Below are 14,509 nucleotides of genomic sequence, written 5' to 3'. Positions count from 1 at the left end.
ATGAAAGCAAATAAACTGGCAATTATTTTCACTTCTATCTTTTCTACTCTATCTCTTGTAATTGCAGCTATATTGAATTCTATATCAAACGAACAAAATGTTTTCATCGTCAATGTGTTAATCGGTATTTTTGCAAGCGGCTTAGTAGCGTTGATAATTGCGATAATTAATTATGCTACTGAGCGAAGAAAGGTTCTTGAACAATTTTCTGTTCAAATCAATAAAGTTATAAATAACTACTTTCAGTTTCATAATGATGGAGATTTTGATAAGTCGCTTCATTCTGTAATAGATATGGCAGAGTTTGACTATACAGAATTAGACAACTTATATGGAGAAATAGATTTTCTTTTTCACAACAAAAAGAGCAGGCATTATATTTTTTGTAGCCTTTATGAGCCTACTAAAGATATGAGAAAACAAATTTCTCTATATGCTAAACATTTTCAATTATATTATGATTCCCCTCCCGGCAACAAAGTTGCTATGCAAGATTTTTTGAACAAATTGGATAAACAGATGCTTGAACGAAAACCAGATATAAAAATCATATTGGAAAACGGAGATATAACAACCATCGGTGTTCCTCCGCAATTCAAAGTATGCGAAAAAATGTTAAATGAACTTAATGGAGAATATCGTAGAATAATGTATCCTTTTGAAAAAGATAAGGAGAAATAAGATGAAACGTGATATGGATTTGATTAGATTGATTCTTTTGAAAATCGAAGAAGATTATGTGTCGACCGCGTTATATAATATCGAAATAGACGGATATGATAAAGAAATAATAGCTTATCATTGTAAAATACTGCATGAAGCAGGGTTTATTTCTGAATATGGGTCTCAATATGCTGATAATGCGCTTCAAAGATTTGGTGTAGGTTCTTTGACTTGGGAAGGAAATGAATTCTTAGACAAAATCAGAGATAACTCTTTTTGGCATAAAACAAAAGAGGTAATCACCAAAAAGGGATTACCTATGATAGTAGACACAATTAAATCTGTTGCAACAGCACTTATCACATCAGCTACCGAAGGTGCTGTAACTGCGATAATCAAGAACGGAGGACAACCATAATGCCTATTAAATATGTACCTTTTGTACCCGAGCCGATTGAAGGACAGGCTGTTTTGAATTTTAACCGAGTATTAAAATACAAAGGTATTGATGATACATCAATGACCTTGCAGCGTGGTATGCCTTTATATGAAGTCGAAAAGATAGAATCGGTTGGTGAGAATACAGATAATAATATGGTGTTTCGAGGTGAGTGTATCACTACCTGTGCCTATTTGAAAGAACATAACATTCAGGTTGATCTTGTTTACATTGATCCGCCGTTTGCCAGTGGCGCAGACTACGCAAAAAAGATATACATCCGCCGCAACCCGAAAGTTGCCGAAGCTATCGCTCAGGCAGAACAGGAGATTGATTCCGAAGAACTCCGTGCGTTTGAAGAAAAGATGTATGGTGATGTATGGGATAAGGAAAAGTATCTTAACTGGATGTATGAGAATCTCGTAGCAATTAAATCCGTTATGAGTGAGACAGCGTCTATTTATGTCCATCTTGATTGGCATATGGTCCATTACATAAAGGTATTGTTGGATGAAATACTTGGGGAAGATAATTTCCAGAGAGAGATTATTTGGGATATTTCGGTGTTATCTGGATTTAAAACACTGGCACCTAACTGGGTGAGAGGTCACGATACAATTTTATATTATTCAAAAAGCTCAGAACGAATTTTCAACAAATTACGTCAACCACATACAAAAGAATACTTGGATTCCTTTAATCGAATAGATGAAAATGGTAGGTATTATATGGTTGCCCACGGTTCAACTCGATACCGAGATGAGGTTGAGAAAAAAGGTAAACCATATGGTGATGTTTGGAATGACATTATGTCGTTTCAACAACAACCAACATCTGATGAAAAGGTTGATTATTCAACACAAAAACCCACCTCTTTGTTAGAAAGGATAATTAAAGCATCTTCAAATGAAAATATGATTGTTGCTGATTTCTTTGGCGGCAGTGGTGTAACTGCGGCTGTGGCAAACAAGCTCAACAGACGTTTTATCACCTGCGATATTGGACTTAATGCTATTCAGACTATGCGCGACAGACTATCGGCTGATGGCGCTGCATTTGATGTATATGAAATCAAAGACGGCGTACAGCTTTATAGAAACCCCGTACAAACGATGGATAAAATAAAAACTCTCATTCCGGGATTGAAGAACGAGGACGCGCTTGATTCCTTCTGGGAGGGTACAATAACTGATACAAAAAGCGGTACTATACCTGTTTATGTTCCTAACTTAATGGATAGCACGTCAAAGCTGCTTGATAAAGTGACTATGCAGCGAATCATTCACGAGGCTATTCCCGACCTTCCTGCAAGCACAAAGAAAGTTATTGTCTATTACGTTGACATTACCAGCGAGGAGGAGATCAAACAATTCATCGAGGAAGATGACAGCACCGTTGTTGAGATTGAGCTGAGAGATTTGAAAACTATTCTTGACGATGTTGTTATTGAAGATTATGCTGAATTCACTGTTGCCGAGACAGAAGGTGAATTGATAGACAGGTATGTTGTTTCGATTGACCGTTTTATGAGCGATAGAGTAATCGCAAAGATTCTTGAATTCAACAACAAATGCTTGCTGAATGACAAAAAGAAAACCTTTAAGCCGATTCAGATCAGCGAAGAAGGTCTTGAAATGATTGAATATCTCAGCCTTGACTGTGAAAGCAACGAGGGCGAATGGCATTCTTCTTCTGAGATAAAGATTGATAAAAACAGCTTTGTTATTCTCAATGGCGAAAAAACAAAAACATTCTGGGACGGAACAATCAAATCCGAGAAAAAACCGCTTCGCCTGAAAATCCGTAATATATGCGGAGACGAAACGGTGTGGAACTGCTAAATATATAATCAAAAAACGTGCAAATAGGTTTTGCTCCTGTTTGCACGTTTTTCTTTTTTGGCTAATATATTTTATCTCGCAAAATTGAATCGTTCGAGCTTTTTCAATTCATTATTCCCTGCTTGAATCATTAAAACAGTAGAAATATTTAAAATAACAGGTCAGAAAAAAATTTTTTTAAAAATTTTTTTCTGTATTTTTTTGCGAAAAGCGGTAAGCAAAGTGCAGAAAATGTCTGTTATCTGCACTAATGAAAACAATGATTTTTCGACTTTGCAATTAAACAAGAAAATACAAGTGCAGAAAATATCAATTATTTGCACTTACCGTCAATATTATATTGCGTTTTATTGCACCTCGAATTATCCCATACCTTATGGAATCTGTGTTGACTTTAAATTTCTTAAGTGTTAGTATATTGCCAGAAGGCTAAGCTTGTGTCTGGACACAAAAAATCATCAGAACGCAAAAGATACGATTTTTTAAAAACAGAATTTAAAAGACGTCATTTATTATGTTTTTAAAATCAGCTAAAAATTGGAGGATAATAATATGAAAATTCTTAACAGAATTATACAGAAAATGAATAATTCTAATCAAAAAAACAAAAAGCTTGAGACTGTTTTTAACGATGAAAACAATGACTATTACGGCGACTTGTTGACTGCCATTGTCAAAGCACAGCGGTTGAAGCTTAACGATGTCGCTTTGGATGCAAAAATGGATCCGCGTGTTTTTCAAAACGTGCGCTCAAAAACCGCTAAAGACCGCAGAACTATTACTCGGTTTGAGGCTTTGCGCGTTGCGGTGGTGTTAAATTTACCACCGCGTTATACCAAGCTTTTGCTGGAACGTATGAACGTCGCGCTTCCTTTATACACCAATAGCGATATGGCTTTGGCTGCTGTAATTTACACTAATCACAACACGTCTGAGGAATTTGAGATTCGTTTGAAGTGCCTTGAGATTATCGAAAAAAACGCGCTCGATTTCTCTTGTGATTTTGAGAATGAATTTAAGAAAATTAATTTGGAGGATAAATAAATTGAGTTTATTTAGACCAATTTCATTTGTTTGCAATAAATGAAAAATCTACGAAAGGAGAAAAAACGATGATCAATCCTGCGTCAAATGACCTATTCAATTTTTGTCATTCCAATTATACAGATTGGAACATCGAAGACCTGACAGGGTATGTACCTTGCTCATCTTTGTTCTTAGATTTCAGCAAGGCTGAAGATCGTGACAAAGACGGTATTGTAAGTCTGTTTGTTGAGACATTGAAAAAAGCAAAACATAACAGTCGCTTGATGGTCGAGTTGGTTTTAGTCCTCATTTTCAAAATGATGGAACACTATTCTAGCTCTTTAAGTGATGTTTATTCGGATTTAGTTAAGATTATTACAGTATATCTATAATTTAATCAGAATCAAATCAAAAAAATTGTCGGAACTTACTCTTAATAATAGAGCGAAGTTCCGGCAGTTTTTTATGAAATATATAAATTATATAAAATGCAATAGAAAAAAAACAATTAGATAAATGTTTTTACGCTGCGGAATAATCGCAGCGTTATTTTTTTGCCCGATATTTTAACCGTTGTATGCTCACTTTGTCTGTTTCTGTTGACCGGATATTCAAAATCACCGTCATAGGCTTTAGGTGCATATTATGCTCCGTGAATGTCGCCTGTAAAGAATTGCCCTACGGCGTATCACGTTGTTTGCTTCTTGACATTTCGCCATTCTCTCCGCTTTTTATATGACCGTAAAGCCCATACGACGACGATTTATACGAATATCCGAAAAAAAGAAAGGAAAGGTGATAACTGCATAAAACTGAATATCGGGTTTTTGAAAGCCCACCAACTCAGAATTACCGAATAGAATTTTTCAAGAAAAGGAGCTAAACAAAATGAAAGTAATTATTGTTAAACCATTTACACAGCCGTACACAACAGAAATCAAAGGAGATTTGGAAAGTATGCAAGCCATTGTCGGCGGTTATATTCAGGCGATTTATCCCTTTGATGATGAAGTTGCTTTAGTTTGCAACGAAGAAGGAAAAATCAACGGACTTATGCCGAACCGCTTTTTGCTGAACCGTAACAACGGAATATGTGATTATATCTGCGGTGACTTTTTCCTCTGCTATGCGCCTTGCGAAAGTGAAAACTTTGAAAGTTTGCCCGACAATCTCATTGATAAATATATAGCTAAATTCAGCGCAAAGGGAGCGAGAATATGAAATACTTTAAGAATTGCAAAACTGCCGAAGAACTCAAAAAGGCATACCGCAAGCTCGCTATGAAGTTGCACCCCGATATTGTCGGGGGCGACGGCGAGGAATTTAAAGCTATGCAAGCCGAATTTGAAAAGCTATGGGAACGCCTGAAAGACGTACATAAGACCGCCGAGGGAAAGACCTACACAGCAAAGCAGGAGACCGCCGAAACGCCGCAGGAGTTTATACATATCATTAATGTGCTGATTACGCTTGTCGGCGTAGAGGTTGAAATTTGCGGTAAATGGATTTGGGTATCAGGCGACACAAAGCCCCACAGGGAAACGCTGAAACAATTAAAATTCAAGTGGGCGCATAAAAAACAGGCTTGGTATTATCACGCCGAGCCGTACAAAAAGAAAAGCCACGTTGATTTTACACTTGATGAAATCCGTGATATGTTCGGCTCACAGCGTTACGACCAAAAACAAGAGGAAGAAAAGAAGTTGAAAGCTGTTGTATAAGGTTAGGGGAGCGAAAGCTCCCTTGATCTGTATTCCCACCGTCCCACCCTGTTACATAAAGAAAGCCGACGGTACACCTTTTAATGTACTGTCGGCTTTAAATGTGCCTATGCTGTTGTTATGCTAATCTAAAACTGTTCAAAATCGAAATGACTTCCTGCTGCTCTTGTACTGTAAAATCACCGTCCTTATCTCTGCCGATGAACGATACAAAGGCGTTATACCAAAATGCGAATTCGCCCTCATAATGTCCAGAAAGCTCCGTCTTTGTTCCGATCTCGGATTTTGGTATGACAGCGTATTCCGTTTCGCCGTCAATATCTCTGTAATTGGAATCGCCGTTAGTGATATACATTACGCCTGTTTGATGTAGTTTTGCAACCATAAATTCGCCGAGATCTGAATGATCTGTACCCTGTACGGTTGACGGAACGAATTGCGAGCCGTCAGCTTCCGTTACTTCAACTCTGCCGAAAACAGAAGCTCCATAACTGAAATTGAAGTCCTTTCCGTAAAAATAGGTCGAGAATGTTACCTCTGCGCCCTCGGTGTTGGAAAGTGTGACAATCTCTCTGTCGGAAGTAACTTCTTCTTTTGTAACCGTCCAGTTATCGGGATAGTCAAAAGTGAACTTTGGATAAGTCACACTGTTTACGTCTTGAAATTTTGTGGTATAGGATTGTGTTAAATCAACTGCTTTTTCTTCATCTGTAGGAGCTTGCGTTGGCTCTATCGTAGTCGGTTCTTGCGTTGCTTCTGTTGTTGGCTCTTGTGTTTCAATTTGTGTCGTTATTTCTGTTGCAATCGTAGAGTTTTCGCTTGAATTGGTCGGCTCAGAATCTGTTTTGCCACAGGCTGAAAGTATTGATAAAACAATTATAGAAATGATAATAACTGCAATAGGTTTTCTTAACATCATATATTTTTACTCCTTATTTAATCATCTTCGCTAAGCTGATGAGTATTCCAAGATTTTCCTTGGTTATCCCAAGCTTCCCCTGTACTATCATTAAAATAACTAATTCTTCCATCGCCATCTTTATACCAACGATTATATCCGCCTGATCCGCCGCCAGAACCGGAGCCGGAATTACCGGAAGAACCGGAATTATTAGAACTTCCTGAACCGCTGTTATTAGAGCCAGAATCGCCGGAACTATAATCGTAAGAATCAGAGTTGTTTCCCGAATAATTATTACTTTCGTATGATTGATTGTCCGAATTATCAGCGCTTGTGTTGTTATTCTCGGTGCTATAGGAAGCCTCTTTTTTTGCTTCCGCTTCTTTTTCTATTGCGGTAATTCTTGATTTGTATTTTGAAATCAATCCGTCGATTGTGCCGACGATATTATTATAAGCTTTTTCATCATTACCGTAAACGGCAGATTTTTCAGCTTCAACAGTTTTCTTTAGCTTGGTAAGACTTGTTATTGCGTTATTTAGCTTATCTTTATCATCAATCTTTTCCGGGCTGTCAAATGTATTAGCTTTTATAACAGCACTATAATCATCAGTAAAAATCTTTCTGTATTTCTTTATCAGTCCGTTTATTGTGTCTGATATATTTTTGTAACCACCGTTATCCGATTTGAATACAATCGCTTTTTCATCTTCTACTGTAGTGTTCAGTTTGGATAGGTTTTCAATAGCGGAAATCAGTTTTTCTCTATCGCTTTTTATATCTATATCTGAAAATGTATTTTTCTTAATAACGGAATTATAATCGTCTGTAAAATACGCTTTCATTTTCCCAAGCGTTTCTGTATAATCAGGCTCGACCGCTTCTACAACTTCAAGAGAAATCTCGTCTGCTGTTGACGGTTTATCTTCTATGAACTGTGAAAGTATTTTTAGCTTTTCCGATCTGTCACTCGTTGCTTCAAAATCTGCATAAGCGCTCTCAATATCCTTTTGGCGTGTTTCAATTTGCTGTTGTGTTATGTAGTTGTTGTAGGCTTTCACACCAAAAAACACACCTACACCAACGGCAACCACCACTAAAGCAATTATAATAATCCTAACCTTTTTCTTGCTCACAATAAACACTTCCTTATAAAATAATAAATTATAGCTGAGCTCGCCTACGCAGTAAAACGGCTTTTTCAAGCCGCGTTTGATTTGTGATATAAAATCAAAATGCGCAACTCCAAAAGAGCTGCGCAAAAAACGTCATGGCTCATTTGCTGCTACACAAAACTTTCATTACATCTCTGCATATGAAAACAGAGCCAGCGTTTTACGAAGAAAAACACTCGCACGAGATGTATATATATTTAGTTTTGTGTAGCACTTTTATTCTACCACAACGCATAGTTTTTTTCAATACGATTTTTGTTTTAAAGCAAGAAAAACAGTTTTCTAAATTAAAGTAAGAAATAACGGCACAGGGAAATCAATCTCTGTGCCGTTAAGTTTAGGTTTATACAACATTACGTAGTGCTTTCATAGCCCCTGCTCAGCCGCTAAGTTTTCATGCAGGTCGGTAATCGGGTCGCCCTTGCTCTGAATATACGCCGCGGTAAACGGCGCTCCCGAAGCGGACTGAGGATAAATTCCGGTTGTATGGTCAACAAAGTAATCCTCAAAGCCGCCCTCTTTAATCTGCTGAACCGTCAGATTCTTTGTAAGCTGATAAACAATCGCGCCGATCATCTCAAGGTGTCCGAGCTCCTCGGTACCGATGTCGGTTAAGGTTCCCTTTAGCTCGGGCAAAGGCATTGTAAATCTCTGAGAAAGATACCTAAGCGAAGCTCCGAGCTCGCCGTCGGGACCGCCGTACTGCGAAATAATGATTTTCGCAAGCTTCGGATTTGTTGTTTTTATATTAACAGGATACTGTAATCTTTTTTCATACACAAACATCAGCAGTCATCCTCGCTTTCCCACGGCCACGGAGCCTTTATCCAGCTCCAGTTATTCATTTCGGTCTCGCTTTTGGTGAGAGGGCCGTACTTTCTCTCGTACTTTTCAACAAGCGGAGCCGCCTTTTCCTTAAACATATTCATTTTGTTAATGGTGTCCTCGTCGTCGGGGTGAGTGTCGAGGTAAAGCTGTAAATCAAGAGCCGCAAACTTGTAGGTCGAGATTTTCTTAAGCAGCATTTCTCTGTCAGTCATCCTTATCACCGCACATTCCGACATAAAACGGCTTGTTCAGAGCAGGGTACATCGTGCCCTGGGAATACCCTTGGTCAGCCGAATAAACCTCGGATTTTTCCTGCTGAAAGGGCACGTAAGCCATAGCGTAAACGGTGTCCTCCGGCAGTTTTGAAAGACCGTAGGTTTCGTCAATTAAATCTGATAATTTTTTCAATCCTATTCTCCTTTCACATATGTGAGCAATGCTCGTTACATAATATGACGGAGAAGGTAAAGAGTGAAATTTCAAAAAAATTAAAAAATATGCGCCAAAAAATATGCTTTATAAAAACGCCCGAAGTTAAGTTTCAAGCTTAGCTTCGGGCTTTCTTTATTTATTATTCAGTTCGTTAATTATCCTTCGTTTATACTCTAAAAACTTTTCGCTCAGCGCAAAATCAGAGTTTCTCGGCTTCGGCTCGTCAATTACAATCTCGTTTGTAATTCTTCCGGGCTTGCCCGACAGCAGGTAAATCCTGTCGGAAAGCAAAACCGCCTCGTCGATATCGTGAGTGATAAACAGGGTAGAGAGCTTGATTTTCTCCATAACGTCGAGATACCAGCGGTGGATGTCGCTCTTTGTCAGGGCGTCAAGCGCGCTGAACGGCTCATCTAAAAGCGCAACTCCGTTAGAGAACATATATGTCCTCAGCAGTGCCGCGCGCTGCCGCATACCGCCGGAAAGCTCTCCGGGGTATTTCTTTTCTGTTCCCTCAAGACCGAACTCAGCAAAGTGTTTGCCGACCTTCTGCCGTGCCGTCTTTTTCTTTTCACCCTTGATAATCAGCGGCAAAGCCACATTGTCCTCAATGGTACGGTAGGGGAGCAGCAGGTCTTTTTGAAGCATATAGCTGATTTTACCCGGTTTGCCTGTAATATCCTCGCCGTCGAGTATAACCTGTCCGCCGTTCGGTTTGTTAAGTCCTGAGATTACGTTAAACAGCGTGGTTTTTCCGCAGCCGCTCACGCCCAGCAGACAGACAAGCTCGTTTTCGTTCAGCTTTATGTTGATATCTTCGATAACATTTTCGTTTCCGTCATAGGAAAAGCAGACGTTTTTAACTTCAAGCGACGCCATAATTACTCCAGATAATCGTTTGTAAATCCAAAGTTCTCAGGGATTGTAGCTGTAGAGAGCTTGTTTTCGTTAATCCAGTTGTAAAAAGCGTTCCATCTCTTTGCGTCAATATATCCCCACTTCGGAGCGTCGGAGATATACTCGTGGCTAAGGTAGCTCTGGCTCTTCTTTACAAGCTTTTCGTCGAGCTCGGGAGCTGCCTTAAGAAGAATATCCGCCGCGGCGTCGGGGTTGTCAATAGAGTACTGATAACCTCTCTTGAGCGCCGAGAGGAATTTCTTTGTCGCGTCGGGGTTAGCCTTCATCCAGTCTGTATTACCGAGTACAACGGGGGTGTAGTAGTCAAATACAGGGTCAATGTCCTTAAAAGCAAAGTAGTCGGTCTGTAGGTTTGCAACCTCAGCGGCAACGCCTGCCCAGCCGTAGAAAACCCAAATAGCGTCAACGCTCTTTGTCTTAAGCGCCGAAACCTCGTCGGTAACTGTGCTGGGGATAAGCTGAACCTTGTCAAAATCTCCGCCGTCGTTCTTCATAACCTGCTTAAGCGTAGCCTTTTCAATCGGCAAATCCCATGTAGCGTATTTTTTGCCTTCAAGTCCCTTGGGCTTGTCCATACCCTCGCCCTTGCGCGAGATGATACCAGAGGTGTTGTGCTGAATCAAAGCAGCAACGGCTTGCAGCGGCATAGCGCTGTCTCCGACAATCGCGGGGATCATACTGTCCTGAAAGCTTACGCAGAACTGTGCCTTGCCTGAGCCTACAAGTGCCTCAGCACCGTCCTCGGGAGGCTGAACGATCTCAACCTCAAGACCTTCATTCTCAAAATAACCGTTTGTCTGAGCTACATAAAGTCCAGTGTGATTGGTGTTCGGCGTCCAGTCGAGCACAAAGGTGATTTTTGTCTTTTCCTTAGCTTCACTGCTCTGAGCTTCGCTCTTTTTCTCTCCGCCGTTGCAGCCTGCTGCAACAAGGCAAATCATAGCAAGCGCCAGAACAAACGACAGAATTCTCTTTTTCATAAAATGATTACTCCTTTTTACTTCTTTATTTTTTACTTTTATCCCACGGCATACTCTTTTTCTGAATAACACTGACAAGCCTCATCAATATAAGACTGAGAATGGAAATCAAAAAGATAACCGCGAACATTTTGTCATATGAATAAGCCTTTTTAACCCTCGTCATATACACACCGAGACCGTTAAAACCGCCGAGCCATTCGGAAATTACCGCGGATACAACCGCGTACGATACCGAAATTTTCAGGCTCGAAAAAAAGCTGCCAAGCGCTCCGGGAAATTTAACGTAACGGTAAATCTGAAGCTTGTTCGCTCCCATCGACCGCATAAGGTTAATTGTGTCCTTGTCCGCCGACATAAAGCCGTCGAGCAGACTGACCGCGATGGGGAAGAACACTACGATTACAACCAAAATGATTTTAGGCAGCGCCTCATAGCCGAACCACAGTACCAAAAGCGGCGCAATTGCAACCGTCGGAACTGTCTGAGTCAGCACAATCAGCGGATACAGCGAACGCCTGACAAGCTCAAACCTGTCCATAAGCAAAGCCGTAAAAAAGCCGGTGATTATTCCGATTAAAAGTCCGACAACCGTCTCAAACATTGTCGAAAGCGAGTGTTGTAACAGCAGCGGAAAATCGCTTATAAACGCCTTTACAACGTCAACAGGCGAAGGCAGCATAAAGTTCGGAACAAGTCCGGTCATACTTACAACCTGCCAAATTATAAGCAGAATAAAAATCGCGGCTACGGGGAAAAGGTACTTATACGTGGTGCTTTGTAACTTTTTTCTCAATGGTCAGCACATCTCCCTCAGGTCTGTAGTCAACCTTAATATACGCCAAAACGGACGGTGCGCCTGCTCTGATGGCAATATGCTGGCACTCCTTGACGATATCCATAAGCTCGTCGTAATCGCCCTCAATGGCGGTCTCAAACGGGCCAACATAGCACTTAAGTCCTGTGCTCTTGATGTAGGCGATAACCTCGTCTACAATTCTGATAAGCTCATCATCATTTTTTGCCTCGGGCAAGGTCTGAATAGCTACGCTTGCGTTCATAAAATTACTTCCTTTCGTAAATAATAAAAGCACCACGCCTGGGCGTAGTGCTAAATAAACATGATAAACAAGCTTCCTACGTCGGCATTATCCGAATCAGGTAATAGGGTATAATCTCAGCCTGCAATTGCAAGCACCCCTGTGTTATTTCTGTATTAAGATTACAACTAATTTATCCGTTTGTCAACAATTTTTAACTTGGGAAGATAATATTCGAGTGAATTTTCGGCGGAATACCCTTTTTCGCAAAGGTAATTCACTCCGTATATACTCACGCCTTCGCACTTATTATCAATAGAATATGAAGTGCAATCAATATCCCAAGGCGAAGCGACCGAAGACAGATATTCGTATTTATCGCTTTTTACCGTTTTTCCGTTTGAGCAAGGGGAGCAGGGAATATAGACTGCCTTTTCGTTGTATGTAAAATATATTTCGTTATTAGAATTATAAATCCGTTCAACCCGATTATATAATTCTTTATCAGAACTATTATCGTTTGTTTTCATTTTCGTTCCCGACAAGTAATTACTCTCCGCGATTATCAAAGCCGCTTTAAGAGCTTCGTCGCAAAAATCTTTTCCGCACAAGCTAACGGCTGTGTTTATCACTGTTTGGCTTTTATCATCGCTTTTCACTGCCGTATCGGGAGTAGAGGACGTCATTTTTACATTGTTTCCGCTCATTCCGACAACCGCCGCAGGAATAAGCGCCATCAGTATAAGCAGGCAAATAATTGCCGCAATTCTGCTTTTCACTTAAAAAATTAATTCTCCTATAAACTTATTCTTGACATTACAAGTAGTTTGTCTTAAAATAGTATATGTACGTAAATATGATAAAATAACCTGTGTAAGCTTTAAGAACGGAGATTATATATGAAGGTTAAATTTTCAATTATACCATTTATTCCTGCCGTAATCGCAATGCTCATTTTAAGAGTAATGAGCGTAATCGGTGTGGATGAGAGCGGAAATTTTCTCGGAATGGACAGAATGGCGCTGTCTTATACCACAATCGGTATCGCGCTGGCGCTGTTTATAGTATGTATTATTATCAACATTTTCGACAGAAAAACCGCTCCCGTATACCCGGTGAAGAAAAACTTTGCCGCAGGTGTTTTTGCGATTTTGTCAGGCTTGGCGGTAATCGCTTCGTCCTGTATGTCGCTCGTTGAAATCACCACCGAATCCGAGTACTTTATGATGGGCGTTATCAGCGCGATTTTTTCAGTACCTGCAGGACTTGCGTTCCTGATTATGTCAAAGGTACATTTCACAGGAAAATCCACTGTTTCGGGCGTTTCTATTCTATATGTATTTCCGGCTCTTTGGGGATGTACCGAGCTCGTGTTTGAGTTTCTCAACGCCACAAAGGTTTCAATTTCCGCAACAGACCTCACAGGACTGTTCTGCTACATCTTTATCACTCTGTACTACTTCTCACATTCGATGGTAGTGTCGAGAATCAAGGGCAGAAACCCCGTAAAGGCTTGCTTTATCTACGGTCTGCCTGCAGCAGCACTTACACTTTCGCACGGTGTGTATATGATTATCACCACCATGCACGAGGGTATCAGCAACATTCCGTTTATCACAGCGGCTATGTATATCGTTCTCGGTCTGTACGCTCTCAGCTTCATTATCGAGATGTTTGTAAATTCCTACACCAAGGACGAGCTCGAGGTTGTAGAATCGCTCCCCGAGCCCGACAACACCGAGGAAGAGGAAAAGTATATCGACACCGAGGGATATGACGACCTCGTATTTTCAAACAGTTCTTCATCAACCGAGCCCAACGTTGATCCTTCCGACGACTATTATTCATCGGCAATGGGTATGGATGATTTTATCATCGGCTTTAATCCCGAGCAGAAGCCTGCCGAGAAAACTGAGGTTGAAGCTGAGCCCGAAAAGCCCAAGAAGAAAAAGAAAGGCTTTTTCTCCAAAAAGCAGGATGAAGCTCCTGCCGGGGAAGCTGCTCAGCCCGAAGTAAAAGAGGATGCCGAAGAGGTTAAGGAAGAGGTCGTTGAAGAAGCAAAGACCGAAACCGAGCCCGTTGTTACCGAGCCTGAGTTTGAAGAGCCTGTTGTAACCGAGCCTGAAATTTCCAAACCCGTAACAGCAAAGCACTTTGCTCCCGAGCCCAAGCCCGAACCCAAAGCAAAGGCTGAAAAGCCTTCTCAGACCTCGGAGCTTGAAGAAGAGCTCAGAAGACTTTCCGAAAAGAAAATCGAAGATACTGCCGATATCGAGATTCCCGAAACCCCTGTCGAGAGAGTAAAAACCACTGAGGACGCCGAGCAGGAAGCTAAAGAAAAGGCGAGACTCAGCGAGATTGACAAGCTTTTGCAGGAGCTCGACAACAAGTCGGAGTAAGAAAATTTTACTTTAAATTTTAACTTGACATTCGCATTTTGCGGTGTTATATTATTAAATAATAAAGAACGTTGATAAGGACACGGATTACAATCAACCGTCTGCAGAGAGCGGTGCAAATGCTGAAAGCGCCGTATTCGGTCTTG

The 14,509-nt window shown here is 40.6% G+C and carries 17 protein-coding genes, 1 pseudogene and 1 riboswitch; of the genes and pseudogenes, 8 read left to right on the top strand and 10 right to left on the bottom strand.

Features of this window, described 5'->3' with window-relative positions; genetic code table 11:
* The 7 genes from AB1I50_RS01760 (at position 1) to AB1I50_RS01730 (ending at position 5,690) form a co-directional block, all read left to right on the top strand.
* Entirely contained in the window at positions 1-681 is a 681-nt protein-coding gene (locus AB1I50_RS01760) for a hypothetical protein (protein ID WP_407724491.1), read from the top strand.
* Between the two features lies 1 nt (position 682).
* Positions 683-1,081 (top strand): DUF2513 domain-containing protein, encoded by a 399-nt coding sequence (locus AB1I50_RS01755; protein WP_407724490.1) that lies wholly within the window; start codon positions 683-685, stop codon positions 1,079-1,081.
* Positions 1,081-2,943 carry a DNA methyltransferase gene (locus tag AB1I50_RS01750; protein ID WP_407724489.1) on the top strand — a complete coding sequence of 621 codons (1,863 nt, stop codon included), beginning with the start codon at positions 1,081-1,083 and terminating at the stop codon, positions 2,941-2,943. Before AB1I50_RS01755 ends, AB1I50_RS01750 begins: the two co-directional genes overlap by 1 nt.
* Positions 2,944-3,495: 552 nt before the next feature.
* Positions 3,496-3,987 carry a hypothetical protein gene (locus tag AB1I50_RS01745; protein ID WP_407724488.1) on the top strand — a complete coding sequence of 164 codons (492 nt, stop codon included), beginning with the start codon at positions 3,496-3,498 and terminating at the stop codon, positions 3,985-3,987.
* Between the two features lie 68 nt (positions 3,988-4,055).
* Complete coding sequence (locus AB1I50_RS01740; RefSeq protein ID WP_407724487.1) at positions 4,056-4,361, top strand: hypothetical protein; 306 nt, start codon at positions 4,056-4,058, stop codon at positions 4,359-4,361.
* A gap of 496 nt (positions 4,362-4,857) precedes the next feature.
* Complete coding sequence (locus tag AB1I50_RS01735; protein ID WP_407724486.1) at positions 4,858-5,190, top strand: DUF3846 domain-containing protein; 333 nt, start codon at positions 4,858-4,860, stop codon at positions 5,188-5,190.
* On the top strand, positions 5,187-5,690 hold the full coding sequence (locus AB1I50_RS01730) for a J domain-containing protein (RefSeq protein WP_407724485.1): 504 nt from the start codon (positions 5,187-5,189) through the stop codon (positions 5,688-5,690). The genes AB1I50_RS01735 and AB1I50_RS01730 overlap by 4 nt, the downstream gene beginning before the upstream one ends.
* A gap of 118 nt (positions 5,691-5,808) precedes the next feature.
* Here the strand turns inward: AB1I50_RS01730 and AB1I50_RS01725 are convergent, their stop codons facing one another.
* From AB1I50_RS01725 to AB1I50_RS01680, 10 genes and pseudogenes are all read right to left on the bottom strand, one after another.
* Entirely contained in the window at positions 5,809-6,336 is a 528-nt protein-coding gene (locus AB1I50_RS01725; protein WP_407724484.1) for a hypothetical protein, read from the bottom strand.
* Positions 6,337-6,626: 290 nt separating this feature from the next.
* Complete coding sequence (locus AB1I50_RS01720; RefSeq protein ID WP_407724483.1) at positions 6,627-7,727, bottom strand: hypothetical protein; 1,101 nt, start codon at positions 7,725-7,727, stop codon at positions 6,627-6,629.
* 414 nt (positions 7,728-8,141) lie between these two features.
* Positions 8,142-8,552 (bottom strand): annotated as a pseudogene (locus AB1I50_RS01715) (manganese catalase family protein); the annotation flags it as partial.
* Positions 8,552-8,806 (bottom strand): spore coat protein CotJB, encoded by a 255-nt coding sequence (locus AB1I50_RS01710; protein ID WP_407724482.1) that lies wholly within the window; start codon positions 8,804-8,806, stop codon positions 8,552-8,554. The gene AB1I50_RS01710 and the pseudogene AB1I50_RS01715, both read right to left, overlap by 1 nt.
* Positions 8,799-9,002 carry a spore coat associated protein CotJA gene (locus AB1I50_RS01705; RefSeq protein ID WP_407724481.1) on the bottom strand — a complete coding sequence of 68 codons (204 nt, stop codon included), beginning with the start codon at positions 9,000-9,002 and terminating at the stop codon, positions 8,799-8,801. The genes AB1I50_RS01710 and AB1I50_RS01705 overlap by 8 nt, the downstream gene beginning before the upstream one ends.
* 156 nt (positions 9,003-9,158) lie before the next feature.
* A complete protein-coding gene (locus AB1I50_RS01700) occupies positions 9,159-9,905 on the bottom strand; it encodes an ABC transporter ATP-binding protein (protein ID WP_407724480.1) in 747 nt (248 codons plus the stop codon).
* A gap of 2 nt (positions 9,906-9,907) precedes the next feature.
* Positions 9,908-10,924 carry an ABC transporter substrate-binding protein gene (locus tag AB1I50_RS01695; RefSeq protein ID WP_407724479.1) on the bottom strand — a complete coding sequence of 339 codons (1,017 nt, stop codon included), beginning with the start codon at positions 10,922-10,924 and terminating at the stop codon, positions 9,908-9,910.
* A gap of 25 nt (positions 10,925-10,949) precedes the next feature.
* Entirely contained in the window at positions 10,950-11,720 is a 771-nt protein-coding gene (locus tag AB1I50_RS01690; protein WP_407724478.1) for an ABC transporter permease, read from the bottom strand.
* Entirely contained in the window at positions 11,689-11,985 is a 297-nt protein-coding gene (locus AB1I50_RS01685; RefSeq protein WP_407724477.1) for a thiamine-binding protein, read from the bottom strand. The genes AB1I50_RS01690 and AB1I50_RS01685 overlap by 32 nt, the downstream gene beginning before the upstream one ends.
* 56 nt (positions 11,986-12,041) lie before the next feature.
* A riboswitch (TPP riboswitch) is annotated at positions 12,042-12,136 on the bottom strand.
* Positions 12,137-12,152: 16 nt separating this feature from the next.
* Positions 12,153-12,743 (bottom strand): hypothetical protein, encoded by a 591-nt coding sequence (locus AB1I50_RS01680; protein ID WP_407724476.1) that lies wholly within the window; start codon positions 12,741-12,743, stop codon positions 12,153-12,155.
* Between the two features lie 120 nt (positions 12,744-12,863).
* On the opposite strand from AB1I50_RS01680, the gene AB1I50_RS01675 reads away from it, so the two are divergent.
* Positions 12,864-14,363: a hypothetical protein gene (locus AB1I50_RS01675; RefSeq protein ID WP_407724475.1), complete on the top strand. Its 1,500-nt coding sequence runs from the start codon at positions 12,864-12,866 to the stop codon at positions 14,361-14,363.
* The last annotated feature ends 146 nt before the right edge of the window (positions 14,364-14,509 follow it).

Origin of the sequence: Ruminococcus sp. NATIVEDY161 (assembly GCF_045819895.1) — a bacterium.
Lineage (GTDB): Bacteria > Bacillota > Clostridia > Oscillospirales > Acutalibacteraceae > Ruminococcoides.
Note: the sequence above shows the minus strand (reverse complement) of the source record. Positions and strands in the feature narration are given on the sequence as shown.

Bases quoted from the DNA above. Each gene is read 5' to 3' on its own strand.
- AB1I50_RS01760 (WP_407724491.1), top strand. From the start codon at position 1: ATGAAAGCAAATAAACTGGCAATTATTTTCACTTCTATCTTTTCTACT.
- AB1I50_RS01755 (WP_407724490.1), top strand. From the start codon at position 683: ATGAAACGTGATATGGATTTGATTAGATTGATTCTTTTGAAAATCGAA.
- AB1I50_RS01750 (WP_407724489.1), top strand. From the start codon at position 1,081: ATGCCTATTAAATATGTACCTTTTGTACCCGAGCCGATTGAAGGACAG.
- AB1I50_RS01745 (WP_407724488.1), top strand. From the start codon at position 3,496: ATGAAAATTCTTAACAGAATTATACAGAAAATGAATAATTCTAATCAA.
- AB1I50_RS01740 (WP_407724487.1), top strand. From the start codon at position 4,056: ATGATCAATCCTGCGTCAAATGACCTATTCAATTTTTGTCATTCCAAT.
- AB1I50_RS01735 (WP_407724486.1), top strand. From the start codon at position 4,858: ATGAAAGTAATTATTGTTAAACCATTTACACAGCCGTACACAACAGAA.
- AB1I50_RS01730 (WP_407724485.1), top strand. From the start codon at position 5,187: ATGAAATACTTTAAGAATTGCAAAACTGCCGAAGAACTCAAAAAGGCA.
- AB1I50_RS01710 (WP_407724482.1), bottom strand. From the start codon at position 8,806: ATGACTGACAGAGAAATGCTGCTTAAGAAAATCTCGACCTACAAGTTT.
- AB1I50_RS01700 (WP_407724480.1), bottom strand. From the start codon at position 9,905: ATGGCGTCGCTTGAAGTTAAAAACGTCTGCTTTTCCTATGACGGAAAC.
- AB1I50_RS01695 (WP_407724479.1), bottom strand. From the start codon at position 10,924: ATGAAAAAGAGAATTCTGTCGTTTGTTCTGGCGCTTGCTATGATTTGC.
- AB1I50_RS01685 (WP_407724477.1), bottom strand. From the start codon at position 11,985: ATGAACGCAAGCGTAGCTATTCAGACCTTGCCCGAGGCAAAAAATGAT.
- AB1I50_RS01675 (WP_407724475.1), top strand. From the start codon at position 12,864: ATGAAGGTTAAATTTTCAATTATACCATTTATTCCTGCCGTAATCGCA.